Here is a 21,216-nt window from a genome sequence, read left to right as displayed (position 1 = left end):
CGTTCGCCCCAAAGTGGTGGATTTTTGAAATGCCAGGTTGTATATTAAATAAAATGGGAAAGTTGTGAAATCAAATGTTTAAACTATGTTATTAATAGCAGAGGGGAAAGGATTGTGTGAAATGGCAGACAAGGATGTAAAATCAACAAATGTCCTCACGGGGGGGGACATCAAACACCCAGTATAAGGGAGTTTTCCACAAGAGCAACATTAACAGCAAAAAAGCCCAGATGGCATTGGCACTGGCTGTTTCCCTGTGGATAGGGGGCAGCGGGGTGGCATGGGCAAATACTATACAAGTTCCTAATGATGAAGAAATATCTGGTGACCATTCCGATGATGCCTATATATTTACTACAGATGGTGTTAGCTTTACGATGACAAATGGCAGTAAAGCAATGTATATATTTGGAGCTAATACCAGCGGCAATGCTATTATTATCAAAAGTGGTGCTTCTGTTTCGGAGCATACTAATGGTTATAGTATTACAGGTGGCATCAACAATAATCAGATTACTATGGCGGGAACGGTGACAGACGGGGTGTATGGTGGTTATTGCAATGGTTTTTTTATGGATGGAGTTTCTGTTACGGGGAATCAGGTTAATTTCAGTGGCACGGCGAACTATGTTTATGGAGGAAGTAGTGAAGGCTGGTCGGCGGGAACTGCCAGTGACAATCATGTGGTGATGACTGGTGGCACTGTGACAAAAAGTGTATATGGTGCTGCTACCCCTAATAACAACAGTGTTGCTGAGAAGAATACAGTGACCATTGAAGGCGGTTCAGTTGGTGAATCTGTTTATGGTGCAGAGGCGTATGCTGAAGCCAAAAAAAACATTGTCACTATTACAGGTGGCACGGTTGAACTCAGTGTTTATGGTGGCTCTGGTATGGGTGGCAGCCAGGGAAACATTGTCAATATCAGTGGTGGCACAGTAGGTAATAATAATGACGGCTATTATATTTGTGGAGGCTATTCATCAGGTGGTGAAGTTTCTGGTAATAAAGTCATCATAACTGGAGGCACAATTAAAGGAGATGTGTATGGTGGCCACACCTTTAGTGGCGCTGTCAGTGGAAACAGCGTTACTCTGGGTGGCGGCACCATGGAGAAAAATGTATATGGTGGTCATAAAGGCAGGTTAGGACCTTACGAAGGAGAACATGTAAGTACGGGAAATATATTGATTTTATCCGGGCCAAGCGTTGTCAAAGGAACAGTTGGGAGTTTTGAGACCATTACCTTGGACAAGGAATTGACATGGGATCCCATAAGTACAGTTCCAGTGCTGAAAGCCAATCATTTTGATAATTGTGGAGCGCTGGACATTACCGGTGGAACAAAGCTGCTGAATAGTACCACTGTCGGCAAAATGACCTTGCTTTCCGCAAATACTAAATATGAATTTAGGGACGAGCCCCTGAAACTAATCTATAATTCTTCAACTAAGACTGCACCAGTTGTATTAAATAGCACTAACAAAAGTCAAGTGGTTAAGTCCGTAGAAGACAGCAGTTCGGACAAAGGTGTTACACTGGATAGTGTTATGAAGCACACAGTTTCCCTTGATAATGATTTAAAACAAGTAGATTATGTTATCAGCAATGATGTAAAAAAAGTTACCCTGGGGGAGATGACCTGGGGTGATGGGCGCGTACTGACAGGCGACTATGACTTCGCTAATTTAGAGACCATTAATACGGCGAACCTTAAATTTTCGAACCCTGATGAGGTAACGGGCCGTATGGACCTGCTTTCTGGTGCAACCAATCTGGCAGATGGGTTATCTATTTCCCATAGTCAGAATTTCAGCAAAACAATAAACGGTGCCACCTTGTCGGCCACCCTTTCCGGCAATGTTAAAAGCTGGAAAAAGTGGATTCAATACGACGATACTAAGACAGCTCTTAACAGTATCAACCTTACGGGGTGGGATGGCACAGAGGGCAGTGTTCCTACAGGCTGGACCTCAAATCTTGGGGAAAATTCCATCATGGGAACTGGCCTTGCACCCAATGTGGCCGCTGGCTCAACAACTGATATTTTGACTGCAACAAATGGTTTCTTCAATGAAAACCAAATTGCGGCTGCCATCAAGTACAAGGAATTGGCCTCTAGCTCAGATACTGTCAGTGGTGTAACTTTGACTGGTTCAGAGTCCAAGGGCGTTCAGGTTGCGGACAGTGGCACTAAGCTGGTCTATAAGAGAAGCAATTTTGATGTCAGCAATGTATCCTTTGGCTCCATGGCTTGGGGCACTGGACGTACTGCCAATGGAGCAGGCTATGATTATTCAAATGCTGCAGTAAATCTTAGCGGACTGACCTTTAATAATCCGGAGGATGTTACTGCTGATACGAAAACACTCCTTACAGCCAACAATACTCTCCGTAATATTGACGAAACTGTTCATAATGTTTCCTATGGATACAGCCCTGTTTCCGGGGTGACTGTGGATGGAATAATCAACGGCAGTTATAAGGCTACTGGGGGAGAAATCAGCTATACCGCTACAGGCAATAACGCCACCAAGCTCACCTTTGGCAATGTGGAGTGGAAGGACACAGGGGCCCTTATGACCCGCCCGGCAAATATTACCTTCAATGGTGCGGCTGTAGATACCACCAACATTAATTTTACCAATATCAAGGAGCTGGAAGCCAACAAGAAGATGACCTTGGTATCTGACTTTGGCAACAGCGTGGGAACCATTACGGGTACCAAGTACAAGGTGGGCTCCACTCTGGAGGGTGAGGGCAAGGCCACCTTGGTGGACAGTAATGAGGACGGCACATTGGATGCCCTTATTTTCACTGCAGACACCAGCGCAGAAAAGATGACTGTTCAGGAGCAGACCCATAACACCGTTATGGGGGCTGAGGTTGGTATGGCGGCTCTTTCTGCTGGTAATGAATATGTTGGTGCAGCCACTGAAGGCTTGGCCATGGCGGGAAATGTGGGCGCTGACGGAGTGGCCACTTACGCCAATATGGGTGGCGGCTCCATGAATGTGGAAACAGGCTCCCATGTCAAGACCCACACCTGGAATGCTATTTTGGCTCTTGGTCACAAAAATGAAAAGAAGCTTTCCTCCACGGAATATGGTGCCTTCTTTGAATATGGCAGGGGCAACTATTCCACCTTCAATGGGGACGAACGGGGCGACGGCTCCACCCATTATACTGGCGGCGGTATCCTTGGAAAGTGGCAGAAGAATAACGGCTTTTATGTAGAGGGGAGTCTGCGGGCCGGTTCTATTCACGATGATGCCACCAATGTACTCCGTGATGTAAACGGCAATCCATACAGCTATGAAACTGACGCCACCTATTGGGGTGCCCATATTGGCGTGGGCCGTGAAATCAAGCTGAACAAGACTGACGTTTTGGACCTTTATGCCAAGTATTTCTACAATCACAGGGGCAGTGTGTCCTTTGATGCAGGGGGACACTATGACCTTGATGCAGTGGAATCCAGCGTGCTTCGTGTGGGCACCAGATACACCGTTAAAAAGAGCGACAAGATTAATTACTATGGCGGACTGGCCATTGAGCATGAGTTCTGCGGCAGGGCTGCTGGTCTTGCTGACGGTGTGGCTATTCGCGGGGCAGATATAAGCGGTACAAGCCTGCGTGGTGAAATCGGTGCCACCTTCCAGCCAGGGGACAATAGCAATGTTACCCTTGATCTGAATTTAAGCGGATTTGCCGGGAAAAAGCGGGGCCTCACCGGGGGACTTTCCGCAGTGTTCCATATTTAAGTAGTAATTACAGTTTTAACAGGGCCTGTCATGGAACAGGTCCTGTTTTAGTTTATAGTATAAAATTTATTGTTGATAATATAATAAAAATACACGATTTCTCATAGATTAATTAGGTAATATATGATATTATATTAATATAATTAATAAAATGTTACTACTTATTTAGGAAATGGATATAGTTTTCTGTTTTGATACAGAGAATAGAAAAAAGCATTCCTATGTGCTAAAATGTAAATGTGGAGAGGGTTTTATATGGGATATACTTCAACACCGTATGACGATGTGGGGCATACGTTATTGTATGATTGCAGTCATTTGATACTCCCTGTTATTAATGAAATGTTCGGTGAGAACTATGATGGTACTGAACAGATTGTGTTTCAGCCCAATGAACTGTATATTCAGCAACAAAATGGCCGACAAAGGAAGCGCATAACGGATTCCAGTTTTTATGTCATCAAGGGTAATGTCACTAAGAAGTATCATTATGAAATACAATCAACTGAAGATAATACCATGTCCCTTCGTATGTTTGAGTATGATGCTCAGATAGCTTTGTCGGACGGAAAAATCACAGATAACGTTCTGGAAGTGTCATTTCCTCATTCAGCACTTCTGTATTTGAGGCATAGCGAAAGAACGCCGGACACCACGATGGTGCGTATAAAGACACCAGGCACAACGGCAGAGTATGGTATACCTGTCTTGAAGGTGCAAAAGTACAGCATAGATGAAATATTTGACAAGAAATTGTTTTATTTGATACCATTCTATATATTTATCCATGAGGCACGGTTTAAGGTATATGAGGAAGATGAGAACCAGCTTCAGCTATTTTTGGCAGAGTATCGGCATATATGTGAATGCCTGAACAAGATGTTGGATAATGGTGAGATAGATACCTATACCAAACAGTCGATTTTGGATATGGGTAAGAAAGTAGTACGTAATTTGGCTAAAGACTATAAATTGATTCGGGAAGGAGTGGAAACAATCATGGGCGGTAAGATTTTGGATTATCCGGCTAAACGGATACTTAATAAAGGTAAAGTAGAAGGACGTGATGTCACTTGTATAGAGCATATAAGAAATCTAATGACGGCGATGCATCTTTCCGTTGATGAGGCTATGACAGCTTTGAAAATTCCTGAAGATAAGCGGGCGCAGTATAAGGCGGCAGTTACAGCTAAATGATGTTCGTACATACTCCCGTTGGTTGGCTTTACTGATCAGCGGGAGATTTTTGAGTAAGCTATACGGGGGCTCATCCGGGGGACTTTCCGCAGTGTTCCATATTTAATGAAATATAGTTTTCAAAATGCCGGGGGCTGGATTTTGTCCAGCTGTCCCGGCTGTTTATTTTGCAGGATTTTGACGATATATGTAGTATAGGTAAATAAACAGATGCGGATAAATGGATTGTCGTTTGGAGGTGTTTTATATGCCTACAAAAGTATATTTCCAAAAGAGCAGCTTTAACAGCAAGAAGGCCCGGGTAGCATTGGCTCTTGCTCTTTCCCTGTGGATAGGGGAGGCTGGTATAGCATCGGCTTACAGTTTGCTTTACATCAATGCTGACAACGGGGACAAAGTCATGGAAGTAGGGGGCAACATGAATTGCCGGCCAACCCCTGATGTCGGCCAAACGGCAACGGAAAAGAAACTGACCGTCACGGACGGCAATTGTAATAATTGGCGAATTTACGGCGGGATATCAGCCGGAGATATCAGCGGCTATACGCTTATCTTGGACGGGACCGGTGATGTAGAATGTGCATACGGCGGATACTCTGAAAGTGGTAATGCCGCGGGTAATATCCTTGAGCTCAAAGACAGTTTTATCATCAATGATGTATGTGGCGGCTGGGTAAACGTCGGCACGGGCAATGCCACGGGCAACAAAGTCACTGTCACAAACAGCTCGGTAAGCGATAATGGCATCGTGCTCGGCGGATGCTCTGGCAATGGCGACGTTACGGGGAATAGGGTGGAGTTTACCAGCGGCACTATCAATGGCAAAGTATATGGCGGTTACTCCATAAGCGGAACGGTGGACAATAATATCGTCACAATTTCCGGCGGCACCTTCGGGGCGAATACCGAAATTCACGGCGGGTACGGAGGCAGCGCGGCTACGAACAACACCGTCAATATTTTGAAGCAGATTACCGTGGGCGGGTTGATTGGCGGTAGCACCGTGGTCGTCAGCAACTCCACGGGTAACACCCTGAACCTTGCCGCAAAGGGCGTGACTACGGGTGTACTGGACAGGTTCCAAAACCTCAACTTCTATATACCTACAGACATGAGCAAGACTGACACCATGCTGACGGTCAGCGGCACCGCCAATGTGGCGGACGCGAAGGTGGGTGTCATGGCCCAGGGAAAATTGGTGAACTTGGTGAAAAATGACAAGGTGACCCTGCTCCACGCCAACACCTTGAACGGCACAGTGTCCCAGACCACGGAGATCAATGTGCCAGAGAGCATTGCCACCATCGATACTTATAAATTTGATGTTACCAGCGACACAAACAATATTTACGCCACCATTACGGAGGAACCGTCTGATGAAGGAGGCGGTAATGGATCCCAGAAAAATGAGGCTATGGAAAATACAAAATCCATAGTGGAAACCAAGGCGGCCACCACTACCTTCATTAACGCGGGGGCAGATATGCTGGCTTCCCAGGGCTTCCAACAGGCGGCCAATGCCGTTGCTCTGGAAACGGCGGCCCAGTCAAAAGGCGGTGAAGCCGCGGAGCAGTCCAAAAGCGGCGGGGCAGGAGCTCCAACCGTGAGCAGCTTTACCCCATTTGCTGCCTTCGGTGGCTCCAGTATGCGGGCAGAAAGCGGCTCCTACGTGGATACAAAGGGCTTCGGCCTGAATGTGGGCTTTGCCAGGGAGATTTCCAATGCCAATGGTAAATTGCTCTTTGGCCCTGTAGTGGAATACGGCGGCGGCAGCTATGACAGTTATCTTGACAATGGCATTCACGGCGAGGGTGGCTCCCATTACTTCGGTGTAGGCATTATGGCGCGGCAAATCAATAGGGACGGCTTTTACTACGAGGGAAGCCTTCGTGGGGGTCGTGTGACCTCAGATTACAAGAGTACCTTCAACTTGCAGGACATAAACTACGACACCGCATCGAATTATTGGGCGGCCCATCTTGGTCTTGGCAAGGTCTACGACTTGGGGAAGGGCAATACCCTTGACGGATATTTGAAATATTTCTACAGCCATCAGTCCGGGGACGATGTCACCATGCACGCCTCAATTACTGGGGATGAGCAATGGAGCTTCGATGCAGTGAACAGCCACCGTATCCGTATCGGCGCACGATTAACCCACAAGGTTAACGAGAAAAACAGCTATTATGGGGGCGTAGCCTACCAGTATGAATTTGGCGGCGATGCCACAGCCCACTACAATGGCGGCAGTACCCCAAGCCCAAGCGTAAAGGGCAGCAGTGGAATGCTGGAGCTGGGCTGGCAGGTAAAGCCGGGCAACGGCCCATTGACCCTTGACCTTGGCCTCAATGGCTGGGTTGGAAAGCAAAGAGGCGGCAGTGTACAGATGGGTGCCACCTGGAGCTTCTGAAAAGTCATACACAGGGGGACTTTCCGCAGTGTTCCATATTTAAACTAAATATGATATTTTTTATGGCTCCTAGCTTTTGCTGGGAGTTTTTGTTATATACATATTTAATTAAAAATAAGTATATTCATAATAAAATTATATAAAATTTAGAAAATACCAAAATATATTTATCATAAGCCTTAAAGATGATAAAATTATATAAAAACAAGTTAGATTTACTAAATGCTAGGATGGTAATTGACACGTAATATATTACGTGTAATAATGTAGGAAAGAAGGGCATAGGATGAAAAGTTATTCCTCACGGGAAGTGATACAAAAGCTGAAGGAAGATGGCTGGTATGAGGTTGCTTGTGTCGGGGATCATCACCAATTTAAGCACCCAACCAAGCATGGACGGGTTACTGTAACTCATCCGGTTAAAGATATGAATATACGAGATATTAAGAGTATAGAGAAACAGGCAGGGATAAAATTTTAAGGAGGAATCATGATGGACAGTTTGCCAAAATTTTATAATTATGTTGCCATATTTACTTATGAGGATGACGGTATCCATATTACCTATCCAGATTTGCCTGGGTGTGTTTCTTTTGGAGCTGATGAAGACGAAGCCGCAAGAAAAGCAGAAGAAGTATTACAGCTTCACATGTTTGGCATAGAAGAGGATGGAGAAGCTATTCCACAGCCTTCCAGTTTGAAGGAATTAAAGAAAAATTTGGCTGATAATGAGGTGCTGGTTAAGGTTAATGCCTTTATGCCCGTTATTCGCGAAAAACTAAATAAAAGGTTTATCAAGAAAACTGTATCAATCCCTTACTGGGTAAATGCTGAGGGGGAAAGATATGGAGTAAATTTCTCTCAGCTTCTTCAAAATGCTGTAATTGCAACTGTAAGTCAAAATAAATAGTGGAGTGATACAGTATATGGTGGCACTAACGGTTAAATGATGGATTGGACACACTCCCGTTGATTGGTTGTAGTGATCAGCGGGAGATTTTTTATTGTCTGTAATATTAGCAGGAGAATTTTTTTCGCCAGCCATCATAACAATTTTGTCATACAAGAAAAGTCAATTGGTCTAAAAATCGACCGTTCGTTGCAAATTTCGACCGTTCGCTCCAAAGTGGTGGATTTTTGAAATGTAAGGTTGTATATTAGAGGAAGATAGGCAATTATTAGTAAAAGATGCAAATTTATTTAAGTTATATCGAGGTGGGAGAATGAAAAAAAATATTGGTCAATATTTTTTAGAACAAAAGCTGAGGGCACTGGCTTTATTGGTATTTATGCTGGTGGCTGTATTGGCTGCAGGGTGTCTGGATGATGAGAATAACCAGGGAAAGGCCTTTGCCAATGTTTACAATCCTAATGACAGCTGGGTTGTGTACTGGTATATCTGCGGTACGGATCTGGAATCCCAGTATGGGTCTGCCACCGAAGATATTGCAGAGCTTTTGGAGGTTAATTTACCATCCAATGTTAAGGTTGTTTTTCAGACCGGCGGCAGCACTGAGTGGCAAAATGAGGTTATGGGCAATAACGTAGTAGGACGTTACCTTTATGATTCAAACGGCCTTCAGGAGCTGGAGCTGGCCCCTGATGCCGATATGGGTGACAAGAATACCCTCAAGGATTTTTTGCAGTTTGGCAAGGATAATTTCCCTGCAGATCACAGGGTATTTGTATTTTGGGATCATGGCGGCGGAAGTGCGGCAGGTGTCTGTCTGGATGAACGTACTGGCAATATTCTCAGCCTTAATGATATACATGAAGCCTTTTCAGGGGTTTACGGGGTATCCCAGGATAATCCGCCTTTTGAAATGATAGGCTTTGATGCCTGTCTCATGGCTACTTATGATACAGCCAATATGCTTCATGGCTTGACCCGTTATATGACCGCTTCTGAGGAAATAGAGCCGGGTAACGGCTGGAATTATGAAGGCTGGGTCGGTGCTTTGGCCAACAATCCTGCCATGGGTGGCGACAGACTGGGGCAGGTTGTTTGCGATACATATATGGAGGGCTGTGAGGAATACGGCACCGAGGATGCGGCAACCCTTTCTGTTGTGGATATTTCCAAGGTTCCGGACCTTAAGACAGCCTACGAGGCCTTTGGTGCAGAAGCCCTTGGTCAGGCCAAGGGGAATCCTCAGGGATTTTTCTCAGACTTTGGACGTGATGCCCAGATGGCAGAAAATTATGGGGGAAATACCAGGGAACAGGGATATTCCAACATGGTGGATATCGGTGATCTGGCCTACAAATCACAGCATCTGATGCCAAAAACAGCCTCCAATCTGCTGTATAGTGTGAACAATGCAGTTGTCTACAAGGTTCAGGGTGCATATCGTCAAAAGGGCGGTGGCTTGTCCGGCTATTATCCTTATGATGGTGATGTGGACACATTTTCCAGATATGTTGATCAGCATGCTGCTCCTCTGGCCCATAAATGCTTGTATTATTATTTGCTCAGTGGCGAATGGCCACAGGAGGCTGACAAGGTTCTGGCCGGCAACAGCCAGGGAACTATATCGGCCCCTGTTCCTCAGATTCAGCCATCCCAAAGATTTTGTAATGTATCCCAGCTGGAGGATACCCCAGTGGATATGGACAGTGAGGGCAATGCTTTTGTTTCACTGACGGAGGAGCAGATGGATCTTCTGTCATCAGTTCATTGCCAGCTGGTATATATTGATATGGCTGGGGACATTATGATGGCTCTGGGTAGTGATTCCAACATAATTGCAGATTGGGACAAGGGTATTTTTAAGGATAATTTCTTCGGCAAATGGCCGATGCTTGACGGACATCCTGTTTATGTGGAAATCACCACCGAGGAGGACGGGTATAACCTTTATTCCATTCCAATAAAGCTGAATGGGGAACAATGCAATTTGCAGGTGGCATACACATACGCCGATGATAAATATCGTATTATTGGCGCCTGGAAGGGTATAGATGAAAATGGCATGGGTGACCGTCACTATGTGAAGCTGAAAGCAGGAGATACCATTACAACCATCCACTATGTAATGAAAATTTCATCTGCCAGCAATGATTTTACGCCAGTAGATGTTGATACCTTTACCATTGGCAGCAACCCAGTGTTTGCTGATGATGAAACAGGGGACGGACTTTACGGATACTTCTTCGAATTTGTAAGCCCAACCGGTGACAGTGCCTTTTCACAGATGGTTCAGTTTGATATAAAGAATGGTGACATCACCACAACAATTGAGTAAGGCCTGTTTTATTTCATATTGTTAATTTAAGTAGAATTAAAATATTTAAAAAGCGCAGGGCTCAGTGTCCTGCGCTTAACTTTTTTAAAACGATGATTTTGGCGAAAACCTATTACTTTTAGTTATTTAATTTGACAATTATAACCAAAAGTGTATACTAATAATTGTTGAATCTTTTTAATCAAAATTTAATAATTTAGGAACAGGTGCCGTGAGGCTTAATAGAGAAGCTGGTATAGTCCAGCACGGTCCCGCCACTGTATGAGGAGCGAAGCTATAGTAAGTGCCACTGGAGAAATCTGGGAAGGTGTAGCCTAGCAATGAATCGAGTCAGGAGAACTGCCTGTTTAACAATCACCGTTTTTTCCTACGAGCGATGGGAAGGGGATTTGCAAGTCTTAATATTATTTATAATGTTATGTAAAAGTTTGTGCCGTCCTTTTTCAGAAAGGATGGTTTTTTTATTTGTTTGTTTCCTGTGGAGGAAGAAGTTTTGAATAAATATATCAGGTTTAATTTAATAGCCCTTGCATTACTGATAGTAATTTCTCTGGTAGGCTGCAAGCAGGAGGGGGCAACAGCAGATAATTCGGGTGGCTATACAGTCGCGGATATTCAGGGCACCACCGTCAACATACCAGCCAAACCAAAGAGGATACTTACTATGTCTATGTGTACTGATGAAATTATGCTGGGACTGGTGGAACCGGGGCGTATGGTGGCAGTAAACAACCTGCTGGATGATCCTTCCAGCTCAAATATGGTGGAGTTGGGCAAAAAGGTGCCTACCAAGATTACATATCCTTCTGTTGAAGAAATTGCTGCCCTTCAGCCGGATTTGGTTATTGAGCCGGACTGGGGAGATCTTTCGCGAGTGGCGGCCCTAAGGGATTTAGGAATCCCGGTGGTGGTCTGCAAAGGTCCAAAGAATTTACAGGATATAAAAGAAACAATTACCCTGTTATCCCAGGCTGCGGGAGAGCCGGAACGGGGAAATATTTTGCTGAAGAAAATGGATGAAAAGCTGGCTGAGATAAGTCAAAAGGTTGCAGAAATACCCCAGTCAGAGAGGAAAAGCGTATTGCTCATATCCCTTATGAAGGATTATGGCGGTGCGGGCTGCGCCTTTGATGAAGCCTGTCAGCTGGCGGGTGTAGTAAATGGTGCTGCCGCTGCGGGTATCCAAAATGGACAGATTATGACCAAGGAAAAAATGGTGGCTATAAATCCGGATTTTCTATTTTTGCCATCCTATAACAATCATGGAGAGGTGGATATAAACCGTATCCGGTCTGAATACATCAATGACCCGGGGCTGCAGGGTATGAAAGCCATAAAAAATGGTGCCCTGCTGATGCCAGATGAGGGTTATATATATAATTGCTCACAGGATTTTGTTTTTGCGGTTCAGGAGATTGCCTATCGTGTATATGGTGACAAGTTTAAGCTGGAACCCCAACAGCATCTGTCAGCAGTAGAGAAGTAATGAGGAGGATTTTTATAATGCAAAGGGATTTGAAGAAAATGGTGTTGGCTTCCCTGGCTTTGGGTGTACTGTACTCTGGTACAGCAGTTTGCCAGGCTGAGGCTGTGGTGCAGGATGATGATATTGTGGATGTGGTAGTTACGGCGGAGCGTATGCCATCATCTATAATGAGCACCCCTGCTGATGTAACTGTTATCACCGCTGAGCAGATTGAGGATAATCACTATAGCGATGTGGCTGAGGCACTTTCCCATGTAAATGGTGTGGTTGTAAACAGTGGTGGTTCCAATGGTGACCAGGAAGTTATCATCAATGGTGACCAGCGTGTTGTAATTATGATTGATGGTCAGCGCCTTAATAACGATCAGGGATCCATGGGCCGTGCCAGTGCCAGTCTTGGTATGATTCCGTCCGTGAAGAATATCGAGCGCATTGAGGTGGTAAAGGGTGCAGGCTCTGCCCTTTACGGCAGTGATGCTGTAGGTGGTGTGGTAAATATTATCACCAAAAAGGGCAGCAAGAATGAAACTACCTTAGACCTTAATACAGGCTCATTTGGAACCCACAACTATGAGCTGACCAATCAGGGCAGTCAGGGGGATTGGGACTGGTTCGTAACTGCTGGTATCCAGAAGCGTGGAGATTTCAAATACAAAGCTGAAAATGGCGAGGATGTTTCCATGGATAACAGTGATTACAGCAACGACAGCCTTTCTATGCGTCTTGGGAAAAAGTTTTCTGACAGTGATTCCCTGCGTCTGATGTTTACCCATAGACAGCAGGATATGGGTATTTATAATAATCCACCATTTTACCAAAATCATAATTATAATTATGGTTCTATTACCTATAATTTTAAGGAAGACCAACCAGTGCAGGGATTTTTACGCTATTCGGTAAATTATAAATCTACTGATTTTCAGGGCAAATATGATACTCACAGCCACGATTTAGAGTACCAGAATGGTTGGCAGTTAGGTAAAAATCACAAGGTTGTAGCCGGGGCAGAATGGCATCAGGGTGTTGCTTCTAATTTACTAGGTGGCTCTTACGAGAATAAACAGATTACTACTCAGGCATTATTCTTACAGGATACTATAAGCTTTGATAGTAAGTGGACCTTTGTACCTGGTATTCGTATGGACCATCACAGTATGTTTGGTACCCACTGGTCTCCAAAGGCTGCCCTAAATTACCAGCCTGATGTCCAGACCAAGATGTATGCTTCCTGGGGACGTGTATTTAAGGCACCAACCCTTGATGACTTGTTCTATAATAATGATTGGGGCGGTTATAAATATGTTGGCGATCCAAATTTGCAGCCTGAGTCAGGTCACGTGGAAACTATTGGTATAACTCATGAATTCTCCGACAAGGCTATTTTGGATGTAAATTATTTTTGGAGTAATTTGGATAACGCAATTAAATGGCTTCCTAGTACTGAAATAATTGGCATAATTGCTCAAAATATAAATAATGAAAAGAAGGATGGCATTAATATTTCCTTAAGTGGTGCATTATCTGATCGTTGGTCATATGATATGGGATATTCCTATATAAATAGTTCAGCGTATTCTGCTACAAATGCTAATGATATACCATATTATGAACCAAATGGTTATCGCCTGGGAATTCATTATAACTGTGATCGTTGGAAGGCTAACCTTCTGGGACGCTTTGGTAGTGGCCTTGATGAAACACGTTATAGTCGTAACTGTTATGCAATTTGGGATTTTAATACATCCTACGCGGCAACAGAAAATGTGGATATTTACTTTAAGGTAAACAACTTAACTAATCAGATGTATTATATTTATCCACAGTCTGCATGGGCTACGAGTCCTCAGTATCCACTCCAGGGCCGTACCTTCCTTGTAGGTGCAAATATTCGTTTCTAAAAATTAATTAAAAAAGCGGGGATATCACCTGATGAAAAACATCAAGGGTGATACCCCCATTTTTTTAGAATGGAATTATTTCCACATCATAATAGTCTACTTTTGTTATGTCTCCAAAGTTGGTTGTGGCACCTTCCTGCCATAATTTATCCAATACTGATTCCGGAACGTAGCGGATAGTGTCTCGCCTAAGATGATTTCTCCTTTTTGCTTCCTCAAGCCCAACAGAAGAAAAATCGATTACTAATAGCTTGTATTTATATTCACATACTAAATCATTCATAAAATTTATGAGATATTCATTCATAAAGGTGGCATCCACAAATGTTACACCGCCGTTTCGCATACGGCTTTTTAAGAATTCGTAAGCCAGCTTCCAGGCAGTTTCAGATACGGCCTGATTTATTTCGAAATACCCATTTGGGGATTTAATTGGATTTGAAAGCATCAGACGAAGCTTATCAAGGGAAATGGAATAGTCTTCAACACCATGCTCCTTTATCCATGTACTTTTTCCGGAGCCCGGCACCCCACGAAGAATAGCAACGATATTGTCTTTCATGTTTATTTGCATATTCAAGCCCTCCCTGCTTCGATTATACTATATTCCATATCGAAAAGGGCACAATGAATTTGACAATTATTACCTAAACAGTATACTTAAAATTGTTGGATGTTTTAATTTGAAATTGTTATAAATAACAATATTATCGGTTATGGAGCCATTAATGGAAAAAATATTAAGTGTTAAAAACATAACTGCCGGTTATGATAATAATATAGTAATAACCAATGCGACCTTTGATGTTAATTATGGGGAGTTTATTGGAATTATTGGCAAAAATGGTGCTGGTAAGAGTACTTTGCTCAAATCTCTCAGGGGATTTTTGCCCCTGGAAAATGGAAGCATAACATTGTTTGAAAGGGAACTGAAAAGCTATTCACAACGGGAATTGGCAATTCAGATTGCCTATCTTCAGCAGCAGGTGGAAATGACATTTGATTATACTGCAAGGGATATGGTAATGGCAGGACGATACCCATATAAGAAATGGTGGGAGCAGAGCAGCGACGATGACATTGAAATTGTTGATGCCTGCATGAAATACACCGGGGTTATGGAGCTGGTCGATACCCCCATCAGAGCCATGTCCGGAGGTCAAAGGCAGCGTGTTTATCTTGCCAAGGTGCTGGCCCAGCAGACCCATGTGTTGTTTTTGGATGAACCGGCCTCGGGACTGGATTTATTCTACCAGGAGGAGATATTCCGCTTTTGCCAGGAAATGTGCAAATACGGCAAGACGGTTATTATGGTAGTTCATGAGCTTAATTTGGCGGCACGATACTGTTCCCGACTGATGCTTTTAAAAGATGGAAATATTATCGCGGATGGTAATCCGGGGGAAGTGTTGACGGACAGCCTTCTTACAGATGCCTATGGGGTGGACATACGCTCTTTAATAAACAAGGAGACGGGGCATGTGGACATATTTACGGTTCCTGCCCCTGATGACGGCAGAAAAAAAGAGCTTATTAATACAATTATTGGTGACAAACATCATAATGGGAGGGGTGATGATGTATGAACAATTATCACCGCAAGCTCATATCCATAATTTTGTTTGTGGCCCTATTGCTGGTAATTTGTATCTCTTTGTCTGCGGGGCAATATGATCTAAGCTTTACGCAGGTGGTGGCCTGGTTTTTCCATAAAATGGGGATTCCGTTGCTGGAGAATGTTGATATAACTGAGCAGCAGGAGGCTGTATTGATGTTTATTCGTTCTCCCCGTACTGTGGTTGGACTTCTTGTGGGAGCCGGGTTGGCTGCATCTGGGGCGGTGCTTCAGGGGGTGTTCAGTAATCCCTTGGCAGACCCGGGAATTATTGGAGTATCCAGCGGAGCTACCTTTGGTGCTGTAATAGCTATTATTATTGGAATTAACAGCACAAGCCTTATGGGACTTCCTGTATGTGCCTTTATAGGAGCCGTTGTGGCAGTATCATTGACCATTGGTTTGGCCACAAGACATGGGCGGATTCCTGTGCTGACACTGCTTTTGGCCGGTGTGGTGGTAGGGATGCTCTTTAGTGCCCTGACGGCAGCCATGCTGACAATAATGGAAGATCATAAGGTGCAGCAATACCTTTTCTGGACTATTGGCAGCCTTGATTACCGCCGTTGGGAGCATGTGCTTATGGGGGCTGTTCCTATAAGTCTTGGAATTATAATTATGATATTGCTGGCCAGACATCTAAATATTCTGGCCCTGGGAGAGGCAGAAGCCAAGGCTGTGGGCATGAATGTTACAAAATTCAGACTTATATTGCTTGCAGTTGCCACCATGACCACTGCCAGCAGCGTATGTATTACAGGCAGTATTGGCTTTGTAGGGCTGATTATTCCCCACATGATGCGTATGCTGGTGGGGCCAAATCATCGTTATTTGTTGCCGGCCAGTATAGTGGGGGGAGCAGTATTTTTGGTATTTTGTGATGCCATGGGCAGAATGCTTCTTCCAAACAGTGAAATAAATGTGGGAATTATGACTGCCTTACTGGGCACTCCATATTTCCTGTACCTGTTAAGAAAGAATATGGATATAAGATAAATAAAAGCGCAGGCTTTAATAGCCTGCGCTTTCTTCACGTATGCACACTAAAAAAACGGGGTTGTTTTCTGCCGAAAGGGGCACAAAACAATCCCGTCGTTTTTAGAACACTATTTGATAAATGGGGGTAGTATTATCTTGTCAATCGCTCTATAATATGAGAGAGGGCAAATGGGAATTAGAGGCAGATTGCCAAAGCGGTTGCTACAACCAATGCTGCGAAGGTGCCAATGCGGAGCTCATGGATGCTGAGACGATAAGCCAGATCCTTGTCCTTTGCACTCTCGAACTTTTTACCCTCCAGGAAGCTGTAGTGGTGTGTATTTACATTCATCAATAAACGCTCCATACCGGAAAGTCTAACTGCTGCTTTCATAACTGATTCCTCCTTTGGAAATTCATTAGTTCTTTAAGTTGAATACATTATATATTGTAAAATCTGAGCCTTCTGCCTTTTATACGACAAAAAATGTTCTCTATGCGACAGAAAAGGGAGATTTTTATGATTAAGAAAATGACTACAATCCGTATAATGGCGGACAAGGAAAAAGAGCAAATGCATGACAATCCCCTTTTTCCTTGTAGCAGTTATTGCATTGAATGGAATAGAGGAGGTATTCAATCATTGCCATGGCATTGGCATCGTGAGCTGGAATTTATGTATGTTTCTTCCGGCCGCGCTGTAGTTGAATATGCAGGTAAACGGGCAATAGTAGAAGCCGGAAATGGCTTTTTTTGCAATTCCAGGGTATTGCACAGATATGCGCTGGATGGGGAACGCTGTCAGCTATATTGCATCTTGTTTGATGAGAAATTCATAAGCGGTGGCATTGCAAATGTTATTTATAAAAAATATGTTAAGCCAATTGTTACCGATGAAATGTTTTCAGGAAAATATTTACACACTGATGTAAAAAGGGAACGGGATGTCATAATCAATATCAGAAGAGCATTTATAGCTGCCCAAAAAGAAATTTTCGGCTTTGAGCTTGATCTTAGGTATAATATAGGCAAAGCCTTGGCTATACTAAGTGACCATCCAACAGCTTCAAGGATAGGCTATACAACGCCGCAAATGGAACGAATAAAGCTGATGGTGGACTATATTCATGGTCATTATGGTGATCAGATATCTGTGGAGGATTTGGCAGCTCAGGCTGGCATCAGCGAGAGGGAGGCCCAGCGCTGCTTCCAGTCCATATTCAATATGTCCCCACGGCAATATATTCAGAATTACCGCCTTCAGGTGGCAGAGGAAATGCTTTTGGAGTCCAATGAATCAATTCTTGACATAGGGGTGGCCTGCGGGTATTATAACCCCAGCCATTTCAGCAAGGCATTTCGGCTATATAGGGGCTGCAGTCCCCACACCTTCAGACAGCAGAATAGTTAGTCTGTAAGGAATTACTGTTATTTTTCATATTTTTTGTTGACAGGGATATATGAAATGACTATAATATCAATTGTTGCGTAAAGCACATGACTCACTAGCTCAACTGGTAGAGCATCTGACTCTTAATCAGCAGGTTCGGGGTTCGAGTCCCCGGTGGGTCACCATTGATAGTATTACAGGTTGTTTTACAGCCTGTTTTTTATGACTCACTAGCTCAACTGGTAGAGCATCTGACTCTTAATCAGCAGGTTCGGGGTTCGAGTCCCCGGTGGGTCACCATTATGAATCATTGCAGGTTGGATATCTTCCAGCCTTTTTTTTATACTATGAAGGGTGATTGCTATGAAGATTCTGATTACCAACGATGACGGGGTTATGTCCCCGGGCATTGAGGCTTTGGTGAAGCATTTGCATAAGGACCACCAGGTCATTGTGGCGGCCCCGGCCAGCCAGCAGAGTGCCAAGGCCCACGCCATTACTGTGGGACAGCGGATTTATGTTGATAAATATGTGCCTCTTATGGAAAAATATGGTATTGAGGCCTATGGTATCGGTGGAACCCCTGCAGACAGCGTTAAGCTTTATCTTGAGGGAATTTTGCAGAATAATGAGGAGGAATTTCCAGATCTGGTTATTTCTGGTATCAATGACGGCTCCAATCTGGGCACGGATTTGATTTATTCCGGCACCGTGGGGGCTGCCAAGGAGGGCTTTATCCACAATATCCGTTCCATTGCGGTTTCCCTCAGCTACCACCCAATAATGACCTTTGACGATGTGGCCAGGGAGCTGGTGAAGAAGCTGCCGGTTATAATGAATATGGAAAGGGAGGAGAAGGAATATCTTCTCAATATTAACTTCCCAGTTAAGCTGGCCAAGGATTATCAGTGGCTGTGGGCATATCAGGGCATCAGAAACTACGAAAATGCCTATATTCCGCGGACTGATGAAAGTGACCGCATCTATTATATTGTGGAGGGGGACATTGTGGATGAGGGCAACAGCCCTGTTTCCGATGTTGTTCTCTGCAATAAGGGCAATGTTACTGTAACCCCAATCCGCCTAAAGGTGGCGGACCATAAATACCTTTCTGACAGGGCTGGAACAGTTTTGTAAAGGTTGTATCGGGAAAATCTTTATTACTATATATAAGTTATGTTATAATTAATTGTTAGCGTTTGAAACAGATATTATAGGAGGCGTATTATGGAATCCAAAATCAAAGACATTAAGTTAGCACCTTCTGGACATGATAAAATCAACTGGGTAAAGAATTTTATGCCAGTTATGGAAGCTGTAAATAAGGAATATTCCAAGTCCAAGCCATTTGCCGGCAAGCGTATGGTTATGACCATGCATCTGGAGGCAAAGACTGCATATCTGGCACTGGTTCTGAAGAATGCCGGTGCTGAGGTTATTGCCACTGCATCAAATCCATTGTCCACCCAGGACGATGTTTGCGCTGCTTTGGTTGAGGACGGCGTAACTGTATTGGCTCACCATGGCTGCACCATGGAGGAGTACGACAAGTATATTGATATGGCACTGGACACAGAGCCAGATATTATTATGGATGATGGCGGCGATCTGATTTATCGTCTCCACAATGACCGTCGTGAGCTGCTGCCAAAGATTATTGGCGGTTCCGAGGAAACCACCACAGGCGTTCTCCGTGACAAGGCTCTGGAGGCCGCTGGCAAGCTGGAGTTCCCTATGATGGCTGCCAACGATGCATATTGCAAGTATCTCTTTGATAACCGTTATGGTACTGGCCAGTCCACTTGGGAAGGCATCATGCGTGCCACCAATCTGGTAATTTCCGGAAAGACCGTTGTTATTGCTGGCTATGGCTGGTGTGGCAAGGGTGGTGCCATGCGTGCCAAGGGCCTTGGTGCCAATGTTATCATCACCGAGGTTGATCCAGTAAAGGCTATTGAGGCTGTATTTGACGGCTTCCGTGTAATGCCTATGGATGAGGCTGCCAAGATTGGCGATATTTTCCTTACCCTCACTGGTGACAAGGACGTTATTCGTGAGCGCCATTTTGCTTCCATGAAGAACGGTGCTGTAATGTGTAATTCCGGCCACTTTGATGTGGAGATAAATATTCCTGAGCTGGAGGCCATGACTGAGTCCCGCAAGCAGGTGAAGGAAGGTATTGAGGAATTTAAGTTTGCTGATGGCAAGAAGCTCTACCTCCTGGGTGAGGGCCGTCTCGTAAACTTGGCTTGTGGTGATGGTCACCCTGCTGAGATTATGGACCTTTCCTGGGGCGTTCAGTTCTTCTCCGCCCTGTACATTCTGGAGAACCATGATAAGCTGGAGAACAAGGTTTACGTTCTGCCAGAGGAAGTTGACCAGAAGATTGCCAAGATCAAGCTGGCAGCCATGGGCATCGAGATTGATGAACTGACTCCTGAACAGTACGCTTATCTGCATCAGTGCTAATTTAAAAGCGTAATTTAAAATTATTAATAGGCTTCTAATATTTTTAGGAGCCTATTTTTGTATTGAAAGGATGGCATGGAATTATGAAGCTTTTTTTATTAACCATTTTATGCCTTTTAATTATTAACAGATGTCCCCATTCGGCACAGGCCGCTGCTGCTGAAGCAAATCCCTTCTGGCAGGAAAGACTTGACCACTACAGTGAGATTTCCTGTGTCAAGCAGGTGATTTTCGTCCAGTACAAGGGGGGTAGCAAAGCCCTTGTAAAGTTATATGAAAAGGACGATGCACAAAAGTGGAATCTGGTATTGGCCTGTGATGGCTATACGGGAAAGAACGGTCTTGGCAAGAAAAGTGAAGGTGACAAGAAGACCCCAAAGGGGGACTTTGGAATCTTTACCGCCGGGGGTATTGAGCCAAATCCTGGCACCAAGGCGGATTATCTCCTTTTCGATGAGCATATTTTCTGTGCTGACGGGCCTTATTACAATAAGCTCATTGATGACCGGAAAATCCCCAAGGAGGTACTGGCCAAGCTGGATCTGGACCCTATGAACAATGGGGCGCCACAGTTTAATTACGGCTTATTTTTAACATATAACAGGGAATGCGTACCAGGACTGGGTTCTTATATTTTTATTCACTGCATGGGAGAATATGATTATACCATGGGCTGTATCGCTGTCAGCGAGGAAAATATGATAAAGATTTTGCAGCACGTGGACAATAACGTGCGTGTATGCATTTATCCCGCATAAAGAGGC

16 protein-coding genes, 2 tRNA genes and 1 riboswitch are annotated in these 21,216 nt (G+C 44.2%); of the genes, 16 read left to right on the top strand and 2 right to left on the bottom strand.

The window, feature by feature from the left end; genetic code table 11:
* The first annotated feature begins 149 nt into the window (after positions 1-149).
* From T525_RS0104525 to T525_RS14215, 8 genes are all read left to right on the top strand, one after another.
* Positions 150-3,764 (top strand): autotransporter outer membrane beta-barrel domain-containing protein, encoded by a 3,615-nt coding sequence (locus T525_RS0104525; RefSeq protein WP_027406220.1) that lies wholly within the window; start codon positions 150-152, stop codon positions 3,762-3,764.
* Between the two features lie 255 nt (positions 3,765-4,019).
* Positions 4,020-4,961: a hypothetical protein gene (locus T525_RS14220; RefSeq protein WP_051533408.1), complete on the top strand. Its 942-nt coding sequence runs from the start codon at positions 4,020-4,022 to the stop codon at positions 4,959-4,961.
* 247 nt (positions 4,962-5,208) lie between these two features.
* Positions 5,209-7,371, top strand: coding sequence for an autotransporter outer membrane beta-barrel domain-containing protein (locus T525_RS0104515; protein ID WP_027406219.1), 2,163 nt, complete (start codon positions 5,209-5,211; stop codon positions 7,369-7,371).
* Positions 7,372-7,657: 286 nt separating this feature from the next.
* Complete coding sequence (locus T525_RS0104510) at positions 7,658-7,852, top strand: type II toxin-antitoxin system HicA family toxin (protein WP_027406218.1); 195 nt, start codon at positions 7,658-7,660, stop codon at positions 7,850-7,852.
* A gap of 9 nt (positions 7,853-7,861) precedes the next feature.
* Positions 7,862-8,281 (top strand): type II toxin-antitoxin system HicB family antitoxin, encoded by a 420-nt coding sequence (locus T525_RS0104505; RefSeq protein ID WP_051533407.1) that lies wholly within the window; start codon positions 7,862-7,864, stop codon positions 8,279-8,281.
* Between the two features lie 313 nt (positions 8,282-8,594).
* A complete protein-coding gene (locus T525_RS0104500; protein ID WP_037325079.1) occupies positions 8,595-10,616 on the top strand; it encodes a clostripain-related cysteine peptidase in 2,022 nt (673 codons plus the stop codon).
* Between the two features lie 187 nt (positions 10,617-10,803).
* Positions 10,804-10,978: riboswitch (cobalamin riboswitch) on the top strand.
* A 131-nt stretch (positions 10,979-11,109) separates the two neighbouring features.
* Entirely contained in the window at positions 11,110-12,102 is a 993-nt protein-coding gene (locus tag T525_RS0104495; protein ID WP_369751935.1) for an ABC transporter substrate-binding protein, read from the top strand.
* Positions 12,103-12,119: 17 nt separating this feature from the next.
* The gene (locus tag T525_RS14215) at positions 12,120-14,000 is read left to right on the top strand and encodes a TonB-dependent siderophore receptor (protein WP_051533405.1); all 1,881 of its coding nucleotides are present in this window, start codon (positions 12,120-12,122) and stop codon (positions 13,998-14,000) included.
* Positions 14,001-14,064: 64 nt separating this feature from the next.
* On the opposite strand, the gene T525_RS0104485 is transcribed toward T525_RS14215, so the two are convergent.
* Entirely contained in the window at positions 14,065-14,574 is a 510-nt protein-coding gene (locus T525_RS0104485) for an AAA family ATPase (protein WP_027406214.1), read from the bottom strand.
* Positions 14,575-14,728: 154 nt separating this feature from the next.
* Between T525_RS0104485 and T525_RS0104480 the strand changes: the two genes are divergently transcribed.
* Together T525_RS0104480 and T525_RS0104475 are read left to right on the top strand one after the other, a co-directional pair.
* The gene (locus tag T525_RS0104480) at positions 14,729-15,586 is read left to right on the top strand and encodes an ABC transporter ATP-binding protein (RefSeq protein ID WP_027406213.1); all 858 of its coding nucleotides are present in this window, start codon (positions 14,729-14,731) and stop codon (positions 15,584-15,586) included.
* On the top strand, positions 15,583-16,611 hold the full coding sequence (locus T525_RS0104475; RefSeq protein ID WP_037325076.1) for an iron ABC transporter permease: 1,029 nt from the start codon (positions 15,583-15,585) through the stop codon (positions 16,609-16,611). The genes T525_RS0104480 and T525_RS0104475 overlap by 4 nt, the downstream gene beginning before the upstream one ends.
* A 178-nt stretch (positions 16,612-16,789) precedes the next feature.
* On the opposite strand, the gene T525_RS0104470 is transcribed toward T525_RS0104475, so the two are convergent.
* Positions 16,790-16,987 (bottom strand): hypothetical protein, encoded by a 198-nt coding sequence (locus T525_RS0104470; RefSeq protein ID WP_027406211.1) that lies wholly within the window; start codon positions 16,985-16,987, stop codon positions 16,790-16,792.
* Positions 16,988-17,113: 126 nt separating this feature from the next.
* Between T525_RS0104470 and T525_RS0104465 the strand changes: the two genes are divergently transcribed.
* From T525_RS0104465 to T525_RS14210, 6 genes are all read left to right on the top strand, one after another.
* Entirely contained in the window at positions 17,114-18,004 is an 891-nt protein-coding gene (locus T525_RS0104465; protein WP_027406210.1) for an AraC family transcriptional regulator, read from the top strand.
* An 88-nt stretch (positions 18,005-18,092) separates the two neighbouring features.
* Positions 18,093-18,168 (top strand) — tRNA-Lys (locus T525_RS0104460).
* 39 nt (positions 18,169-18,207) lie between these two features.
* Positions 18,208-18,283: transfer RNA gene (locus T525_RS0104455), tRNA-Lys, on the top strand.
* A 63-nt stretch (positions 18,284-18,346) separates the two neighbouring features.
* Positions 18,347-19,120, top strand: coding sequence for a 5'/3'-nucleotidase SurE (gene surE, locus T525_RS0104450; RefSeq protein ID WP_027406209.1), 774 nt, complete (start codon positions 18,347-18,349; stop codon positions 19,118-19,120).
* A gap of 90 nt (positions 19,121-19,210) precedes the next feature.
* The gene (locus T525_RS0104445; protein ID WP_027406208.1) at positions 19,211-20,452 is read left to right on the top strand and encodes an adenosylhomocysteinase; all 1,242 of its coding nucleotides are present in this window, start codon (positions 19,211-19,213) and stop codon (positions 20,450-20,452) included.
* Between the two features lie 83 nt (positions 20,453-20,535).
* The gene (locus tag T525_RS14210) at positions 20,536-21,210 is read left to right on the top strand and encodes a L,D-transpeptidase family protein (protein WP_051533404.1); all 675 of its coding nucleotides are present in this window, start codon (positions 20,536-20,538) and stop codon (positions 21,208-21,210) included.
* The last annotated feature ends 6 nt before the right edge of the window (positions 21,211-21,216 follow it).

The organism is Anaerovibrio sp. RM50 (assembly GCF_000622005.1).
Taxonomy (GTDB): Bacteria; Bacillota; Negativicutes; order Selenomonadales; family Selenomonadaceae; genus Anaerovibrio.
This window is presented reverse-complemented; position numbering and strand designations above follow the sequence as displayed.